Origin of the sequence: Protofrankia sp. CiP3 (assembly GCF_917627345.1) — a bacterium.
Classification (GTDB): Bacteria; Actinomycetota; Actinomycetes; order Frankiales; family Frankiaceae; genus Protofrankia.
The window spans coordinates 1,299-9,507 of sequence record NZ_CAKJTM010000136.1 but is presented as its reverse complement, the minus strand read 5'-3'; the positions used below and the strand labels follow the sequence as shown (position 1 = coordinate 9,507).

Annotated in this window: 4 protein-coding genes; all 4 read left to right on the top strand. The window is 67.1% G+C overall.

Annotated features, from left to right (window positions below; genetic code table 11):
- The first annotated feature begins 227 nt into the window (after window positions 1–227).
- The gene (locus MJ797_RS24145; protein WP_239341574.1) at window positions 228–1,145 is read left to right on the top strand and encodes a TIR domain-containing protein; all 918 of its coding nucleotides are present in this window, start codon (window positions 228–230) and stop codon (window positions 1,143–1,145) included.
- Window positions 1,142–3,043: a TIR domain-containing protein gene (locus MJ797_RS24140; RefSeq protein ID WP_239341572.1), complete on the top strand. Its 1,902-nt coding sequence runs from the start codon at window positions 1,142–1,144 to the stop codon at window positions 3,041–3,043. Before MJ797_RS24145 ends, MJ797_RS24140 begins: the two co-directional genes overlap by 4 nt.
- 16 nt (window positions 3,044–3,059) lie before the next feature.
- On the top strand, window positions 3,060–4,037 hold the full coding sequence (locus MJ797_RS24135) for a MoxR family ATPase (RefSeq protein ID WP_239341570.1): 978 nt from the start codon (window positions 3,060–3,062) through the stop codon (window positions 4,035–4,037).
- The coding region (fxsT, locus tag MJ797_RS24130) for an FxSxx-COOH system tetratricopeptide repeat protein (RefSeq protein ID WP_239341568.1) at window positions 4,034–8,209 on the top strand (4,176 nt) is incomplete at its 3' end. The genes MJ797_RS24135 and fxsT, both read left to right, overlap by 4 nt.

Sequence of the window (8,209 nt, the reverse complement as noted above, 5' to 3'; positions counted from 1 at the left end):
GTCCCCCGATGACAGGACGTTTCGAAGAGCCGGTTCATGCTCAGAACGATCTAGGTCCTGCTACTCTGGGCAACGACCGGCAGAGGGCACCATTGTCTTTGTGTCTGCCAAGGTGGATGGAGGACAGAAGGTCGCTGGGGTATGGATGCCGGGTTCGAATCGCGCGACTGCTGCTGTGCGGCGCCCTCCGTGACAGCTCGTGCCCGCGGTGTGGCATCATTGGCGGTATGGGGGAGCGGGCCTGGAAGTACGACGTCGCGTTGTCGTTCGCGGGCTCTGAGCGTGCGTACGTTCACCAGGTCGCCGAGGAGCTCAAGGCGTTTGGGCTGCGGGTGTTCTATGACACCGACGAGCAGGTCGCGCTGTTCGGTAACTACTTGACCGAGGTCCTTCCCGCTGTGTACAGCGAGCAGGCAGGTGTGGTGGTGATGTTCATATCGGCGGAATATGCTCGACGTGACTGGACGATCTTGGAACGCCGGGCTGCGCTGGAACGGGCGGTACGAGAGCGTCGGGAATATATTCTGCCGGCCCGATTTGACGTAACCGTGTTGCCGGGTATCCCGTCGAGCCTCGTTTCTCTCGACGTGACCAAGTACGCGCCGGCTCAGTTTGCCGAGTTGCTACGAGCGAAGTGGGTCAGCCTGGATATGGCGACCCGACCTTCAGGGCCGGCGGCGCGAGCGTCGGACATCCGGGTGCTGTATCTGAGCCCGGACGGGCAGTGGGCGGTCTGGATTGCCGAACAGCTTCGACGACATCGTTTTGTTGTTGACGAATGGGTGTGGGAGGCAGCCGGTGCTGCGGAAAGTGGACGCTGTGCGGAGCGGGCACCGGTAACGGTGGCGAATCTCATCGTTGCCTCGCGGGCCTTTTCCGCCATGACGCCAGGATGGAAAACGGACGACGGCATCTTTTCCGCTGCCGATCACGGCGACGGTCGCGGGCGGCCGATTGCGGTGGCACGAATCGAAGAATGCGAACTTCCCGGCTTCGCTGGCCGGATCAAGTCGTGTGACCTGTTCGGTGTGGATGCGGCGACCGCGTCGCGTCGGCTGGTCGACCTGGCGAACGCGGTCCGTTTTGGTACATCCCGACCGCTGATCGATGTGCCGTTTCCGGGCAGAGCTGAGGACTCGACGTGACGACGGAGGCCACCGACCCGGCGCAGGTTAACCCGAACCGGTATCCGGTCGGCTTCTCGTTCGCCGAGCCCGATCGCCCCTACGTCGCCCGCGTCGCGGCCGAGCTGCGTACGAGGGGGATTTTTCGCTTCTACGACGGTGACCTGGAATCTGTTGTCGAACTTTGGGGTAAACACACGACGGAGACGTTAGTCGAGTACTATCGCGACCGTTTTTCGCTGGTCGTCGTATTCATTTCCAAGCACTATGTCGGCGACGACGAGGCCCGGTTACAGTGCCGCGCGGCACTGGAGCGGGCGAAGAAAGATCGGACCGACTATCTGCTTCCGGCCAGGTTGGATGAGACTCCGATTGACGGGCTGCTATCCTCCGTCAAATCCGTCATGGTGGGCGAGCAAGACCCGAGCACCTTCGCCAATCTGGTCGTCATGAAGTTGCGTCACCTAGGAATCCACAACCCACAGGAGTCTCGAAGGGGTCAGCCTCCGGCGTCGGCGGACTTGGAACTCGACAGGGTCGTGGCCGACGAATACACCGCCTCCGCCGCTGCGACGCACCGTGCCCGGTTGCCCGGCCGACATCCGGTGATGGGGACCACCTCAGCCAGGCTGGTTCAGCCTGGCTCTCCCGAGTTCGTGCCCGAGGTACGCAGCCGGTACGGCGACCTGTTGGGCGGCATGGTCGCCAGGGGTGCATTGTCATCCCTGCCGGTGTGTTGGGACCGTGCTGGGCTAGCTGACCTGTTGGGAGCGCTCGAGTACCATCGATTGCATGGGGCTGTGGTGGACGCCCAGATGTTACAGGCTCTCGACGTGGCCGCCGCGCTGTGCGATGCCATCGGTGCCAAGCCGGTGCTCACGGCCCTAGAAGCAGACCGGGTGACCCTCGGCCGCCTGCAGCAGATCTACCGGGGCGAGGTCGGCATGTGGCCGGACGGCGGGTCGAGTGACGCTCTGCTGGTGGAGGCTGCCGCAGCAGCGATCGCCGAACGACGCCGTCCTGGGACAGTGTCCCTCAATGCGCTCGCCCGCTTCGTCCTGGGAATCGCCTACGATCGGCGAGCGTCGGTCGATAGTGCGGTACTATCGGAATGGCTGCAGTCAATTGGCCACCAATTGGCGGACGCCCAAGATCACATCGACAAGCGCGCTAAACAGGCGTGGCTGTTGGTCGACCTCGGAGACGAACCGCCACGAGGGTCGCTGTGGCCGCGACGAATATCTGTGATTGCACACACGGAGGATGACACATTCAGAGACGAGGAAGTGTGCACGCCGTCGAAACAAGGTTTGCAGGACGCGTTGCGTCGCCTCTTTGGCCGGGTTGCGTTGCTACATGGTAACGTCTTGGTGGATTTGTCGGCTCCTCGCGGCCTGCTCGACCGGGGGATCGAGCATTGGCCCCTCGTCGAACTCGACGGCGAGTACGAGGCGTTAAGTGCCCGGTGCCGACCCCGTCTACGTTGGTCGAAACGCCTGCGCGATCAGCGGCTGCGTGTCTTGCTGGAACAGCGCGCCCGCGGAGCGGATTGGACCGCCGACCCGGCTGTGGTCCCGGCGATGGCAGGCCGGCAGAACCTCGAGCAGTGGCTCCGCGGGTGCATGCGGCAGCCTTACCTGGTGGCCGGCAGGGACGGCAAGGCCTCGGTAGACACGCTGCGCATCATGCTGCGGGAAGGCTGCGCTTTCGTGGTCTGGTTCCCCAATGGCACCGACGCCACGGCCGTCGAAAAAACCACCGCAGCCGCTACAGACGTACCGGCGCCCGCCCGCCGTGCCGTGCTCCCAGACAGGCTCCAAGATCTCGACATCAAACACTTCACGATCATTTGGGATGACCCTGGCGGGAGGGAGAAGTTCGCGTTGCCGCGAGTCGTCCCTCAGGGGCCCGTAGCCTGACGAGAGAAGGTGGCCGATGCCGTGGGAAATCTTCACCGGTCGGGGCGAACCGCGACACCCCTCACCGGCGTGGGCGGTCGTCCCTCCGCCGCCACCGTGGCGCACACGGCTGGGCCAGCGCGGGGAGCCGACCCGCTTCGAGGCAACACCCGGCCTGGTCGAGGCGGTGAATGCCGCATTGCACCTGCGCCGTCCCCTGCTGCTGACCGGCCTCCCTGGTTCCGGCAAGTCCACTCTGGTCGACCTGATCGCCGACGAGCTTGAGCTCGGCGAGGTGCTGCGCTGGCACGTCACCTCCAAGAGCACGCTCGGTGACGCCCTCTACCAGTACGACGCCCTGGGCCGCCTGCATGCCACGCAGGTTGCCAAAGCTCAGACCACGCGGGGGACGCCCGGGCCGGCCGATTTCGGCGTCGACGACTACGTCACCCTGGGGCCCCTGGGGACCGCGTTGGCGTCCAATACACACCCGCGCGCCCTGCTCGTCGACGAGATCGACAAGAGTGACCTCGACCTGCCTGGCGACCTGCTCAATGTCCTAGAGCTCGGCGAGTTCGACATTCCTCCGCTCGTCCGCGATGCCCGGTCCACCACAGCCAGCCGCGATGATGTCACCTACACGGTGCGGGGCGCCGACCGCGCCATGTACACCGTGACGAATGGCGTCGTGCGGGCAACGCACATCCCGGTGATCGTTTTTACAAGCAATGGCGAGCGGGCGTTCCCGCCCCCCTTTCTGCGCCGCTGCATCCGCTTCGAAATGCCGACCCCCGACCCGGACCTGCTCGCGCGGATAGTCGCCTGCCACTTGGGTGACGCTGTGGCGGACCGGGAACGGGCCGCCATCGAGGATTTCGGCAGAAAGCTCCGCGAGGGCCACAGCCTTGCCCTCGACCAGCTCCTGAACCTAATCCATCTGGTCACCGGTGACGCTGGGGCCGGCACGGCAAGCAGGGCAAACCTCGAGGCGCTCATCCTCGCCGAGCTGACATGACGATGATCACAATTGTGGCCCGTGCCATTGCCGCCGCCGGTGCCGCCTTCACCGCGGAGGACATTGCCGATCTTCTGTGGCTGGTAGCGGCGCAGAAGTCCGCTCCGGACAAGCCAGCTCTCACCGGGGATGGTCAGGTTAGCAGCGACATACCCGCCGCCGTCACCGGAAGCCGGCAGCCGACCGGTCAGGCGACGTCACCCGTGCCCCCTCTATCAGCCGGCGAATCGGACCCGGTGCTGGGCCTGCACCAGCCGGGCACCGAGGTCGGTGGGCCGGCCGTCGCAGCCGGCGTGGTCGGGCTTCGCCCGCCGGCTCCTCTGGGCCGCCCCTTGGAGCTCACTCGAGCTTTCCGCCCCTTCAAGCGGGTGCGCGGCCCTGGCATACGCCGTGTCCTCGACCTTGATGCCACGGTCGAAGCAACCGCCGACGCCCACCGCTTGGTACTCGCGTTCACACCCGAGCTGGACCGCTGGCTCGACATCGCCCTCGTGGTCGACTCCGCGCCGTCCATGGTTGTGTGGCAGGAGGTCTTCGACGAGCTCGAACGGCTCCTAACCCAGGTGGGAGCCTTCCGCTCGGTCACCCGGTGGGAATTTGTCGCCGACGACAACGTCGACCCGGGCGCAGCGCTGGTGCGAGACTCCACCGGATCCACCCACTCCCCCGACCGACTCGTCGACCCCTCGGGCCGGCGCGTCATACTCGTCGCCACCGACGCGGTCGGGGAGCATTGGTTCAGTCCGTCCCCCTGGCATGCGCTTACCCAGTGGGGCACGGCGATGCCGACGATGCTGCTGCAGGTGCTGCCGAACCACTACTGGCCCGCGACAGCACTCGGCGATCTCCATACATCGGTAAGGGCGCGACGGCCGGCCTGCCCCAACAGTTGCCTCGATATCGACCACGCCTGGTGGTCTGACAGGCCGCAGGCCGGACGGCCCGGCGTGGCAATTCCCGTGATCGCTCTCGACCCGCAGTCCGTGGCCACCTGGGCGCAGGCTATCGCTGTAGGTACCGAATGGGTGGACGCCGTGATCGCCGATGTCCCGACAAGACCGCCGCCAGCCGTGGCCAACACCAGCCTCACCGCCGAGGATCGGGTACGTGCCTTCCGCGCACGGGCCTCACGGGGCGCAGAGAAGCTTGCCCAGGTGCTGGCCGGGGCACCGGTACTGTCCTTGCCGCTGATGCGCATACTCCAAGACCGTCTCATGCCCGACACCAGTGTCACCGAACTCGCTGAGGTTCTCGTCGGCGGCCTCCTTGAACAGATTCCGCCCCAGGGCCCGGCGCCGGCGCCCCGCTACCAGTTCTTCGAGGGCACAGCAGGCCTGTTGCGGCGTGGCGGCACCGTCTTCCAGGAATGGGACGCTTTCAACGCCGTCAGTGCCTATCTCGCCGAGCACACGGGGACCGGCCGTGTGCAAGCACTCTTCGCCGACCCGTCCGGACGCGCCCGGCTGGACGCGGAGCAGCAGCCATTCGCCGAACTTCTACTACACCTGGCTCCCAAACTAGGCTTGCCATCCACGAACGGCGAGCGACTTGCTGCAGATGCCGTCCCCGTCCCCCACCTCGACCGCACCTTCCTCGACCGCCTACTGTCGATGCCGGGATTCAACGATCCACAGCCACCCGAGGAGATGCTCCGATGGCTACGAAGCTCCACCGGCGGCCTTTTCCTTGTCCGTGGCGCCCCTGGGACGGGCAAGTCCACCGCACTCGCCGCCTTGGTGGCTCTCGGTGCCCCAACCTGGTATGAGGAGCTCCGCAGCAGGTCGATCCCCATCAACTGGGCGGCGCTCGACAACAACCCCATCACCGTCGACTTCGCACTCGACCTTTCAGGACAGGGTGCGGAGGAGATCGACCGAGCACTGCGCAGCTGGCTACACAGCGACCGATGGCCGAACCGCACACTCTCCCAACTCGTCGAAGAGGCCGTCGCACGGTTGAGCCGGCCAACAATCATAGTTCTCGATCACCTGGATGAAGCCCTCGAACCCGCCGCCATAGTTCAGCAGATCGAAATCCTCGCTCATACCGCTGGCGTGCGAGTGTTCGTAGCCGGTCGACAGCTACCCGCGCTCGATCGCCTCCAACCCGATGCAGCCCTCACCCTCACAGACCCCATGGACGGCGGCGGGGGGGGCTGGGATTTCTTCGTGTCCTACACGGCGGTGGATCGGGCGTGGGCGGAGTGGATCGCCTGGTCGTTGGAAGAGGCGGCGTTCCGGGTGCTGGTGCAGGCGTGGGACTTCGTGCCGGGGTCGAACTGGGCGGCCGGGATGCACGAGGGGGTACGCCGCGCGGCGAGGACGATCGCGGTGCTGTCCGAGGACTACGCCCGTTCGGTGTATGGGGCGGCGGAGTGGCAGGCGGCGTGGGCTGCCGACCCGACCGGCGGGGAACGGAAGCTGCTGCTGGTGCGCGTGGCGGACTGTGACCGGCCTGGGTTTCTGGGCCAAGTCGTGTCGGTGGATGTGTTCGGGCTGAGTGAGGCGCAGGCGCGGACGCGGCTGGTGGAGGTGGCGCGGCTGGCGGTGCGTGGGGGGCGGCCGAAACCAGCGACCAAAACGTCGTTCCCGCTGGGAATGCGGGCCGTGCCGGCGCGGGCGCGGTTCCCCGGGGATCTTCCGGCGGTGTGGAATGTGCCGCCGCGGTCGGCGCATTTCGTCGGCCGGGCAGATCTGCTCGACGCCTTGCACCACGAGCTGTCGGCGTTGGGTGCGGTGGCGGTTGTCGCGGTCCAGGGGATGGGTGGGATTGGCAAGACTGCGGTGGCACTCGAATATGCCCACCGGCATGCGGCCGAGTTTGATGCGGTGTGGTGGGTGCCGGCGGAGCAGCCGGAGCTGATCGGCCAGTATGTGACCAGGATGGCACCGGCGTTGGGGCTGCCGGGCGATGTCGAGCCGGCCGAGGTGCTGGCGGCGCTGACCGTGGCGCATCCGCGCTGGCTGCTGATTTTCGACAATGCGGAAGACCCGGCAGTGGTGGCCGGGTTCCGTCCGACCGGGGGGGCCGGCCGGCTGTTGGTGACCTCGCGGCGGGCCGGCTGGGGGGGGCTCGGCGCCACGGTGGAGGTGTCGACGTTTCTCCGGGCCGAGTCGGTGGCGTTGCTGGGGGACCGGTTCCCGACCATGGACACGTCGGTGGCGGACCGGATCGCCGATCTGCTGGGGGATCTGCCGTTGGCCGTCGAACAGGCCGCCGGCTACCTGGAGACCACCCACATGCCGCCGGCCGACTACGCGGCGCTGTTGGCCGACCGGCTCGCAGACATGCTCGGCCGCGGCAGAGTGGCGGACCGGCCGACGGCGACGGTGGCCACCGTGTGGGAGCTGTCGATGGCCCGGCTACGGGCCGAGCGACCGGCAGCGGTCGCTTTGCTGGAGCTGTTGGCAGTCTGCGCGGACGCACCAATCCCGTTAGACCTTGTCACGGCCGGAGTAGACGTGCTAGAGAGCGGGCCATTGCGAGATGCTGCGGCAAGTCCGCTGGAGTGGGCGGAGACCGTCGGCGCGCTGGTCGGGTTTAACCTGGCCCACCGGGAGGATGACACGGTCAGTATCCACCGGCTGGTCGCGGCGACGACCCGTGCGGCGATGCCGAGCACGGAACGGGCCGAGCGGACGGTGGTCCGGCTGTTGCGGCGGGGATTGCCCGCTGACATCGTCGGAGTACCGGCGTCGTGGCGGCCGTGGCGGTCCTTGCTGCCGCACGTCGCCGCCGTGCTCGCTGATGAAGCCCCGGCCGACCAGGACCGAGCGTGGCTGTTCGACCGGGCCGGTGTCTTCCTCGACCACCATGGCCAGCTGGCCGCAGCCCTGCCGTACCTACATCGCGCGCAAGCCCTCTACCAGGCCATCTTCGGCCCGGACCATCCGGACACCCTGGCCTCCCGGAATAACCTCGCCGGCGCCTACGCGGCGGCGGGGCGGGTCGGTGAGGCGATCACGCTGTTCGAGCAGACCCTGACCGACCGGCGGCGGGTGCTCGGCCCGGACCATCCGGACACCCTGGCCTCCCGGCACAACCTCGCCGGCGCCTACCAGACGGCGGGGCGGGTCGGTGAGGCGATCACGCTGTTCGAGCAGACCCTGACCGACCGGCGGCGGGTGCTCGGCCCGGACCATCCGGACACCCTGGCCTCCCGGTACAACCTC

Coding starts and splice junctions, on each gene's coding strand:
- MJ797_RS24145 (WP_239341574.1), top strand. CDS start 228: ATGGGGGAGCGGGCCTGGAAGTACGACGTCGCGTTGTCGTTCGCGGGC.
- MJ797_RS24135 (WP_239341570.1), top strand. CDS start 3,060: ATGCCGTGGGAAATCTTCACCGGTCGGGGCGAACCGCGACACCCCTCA.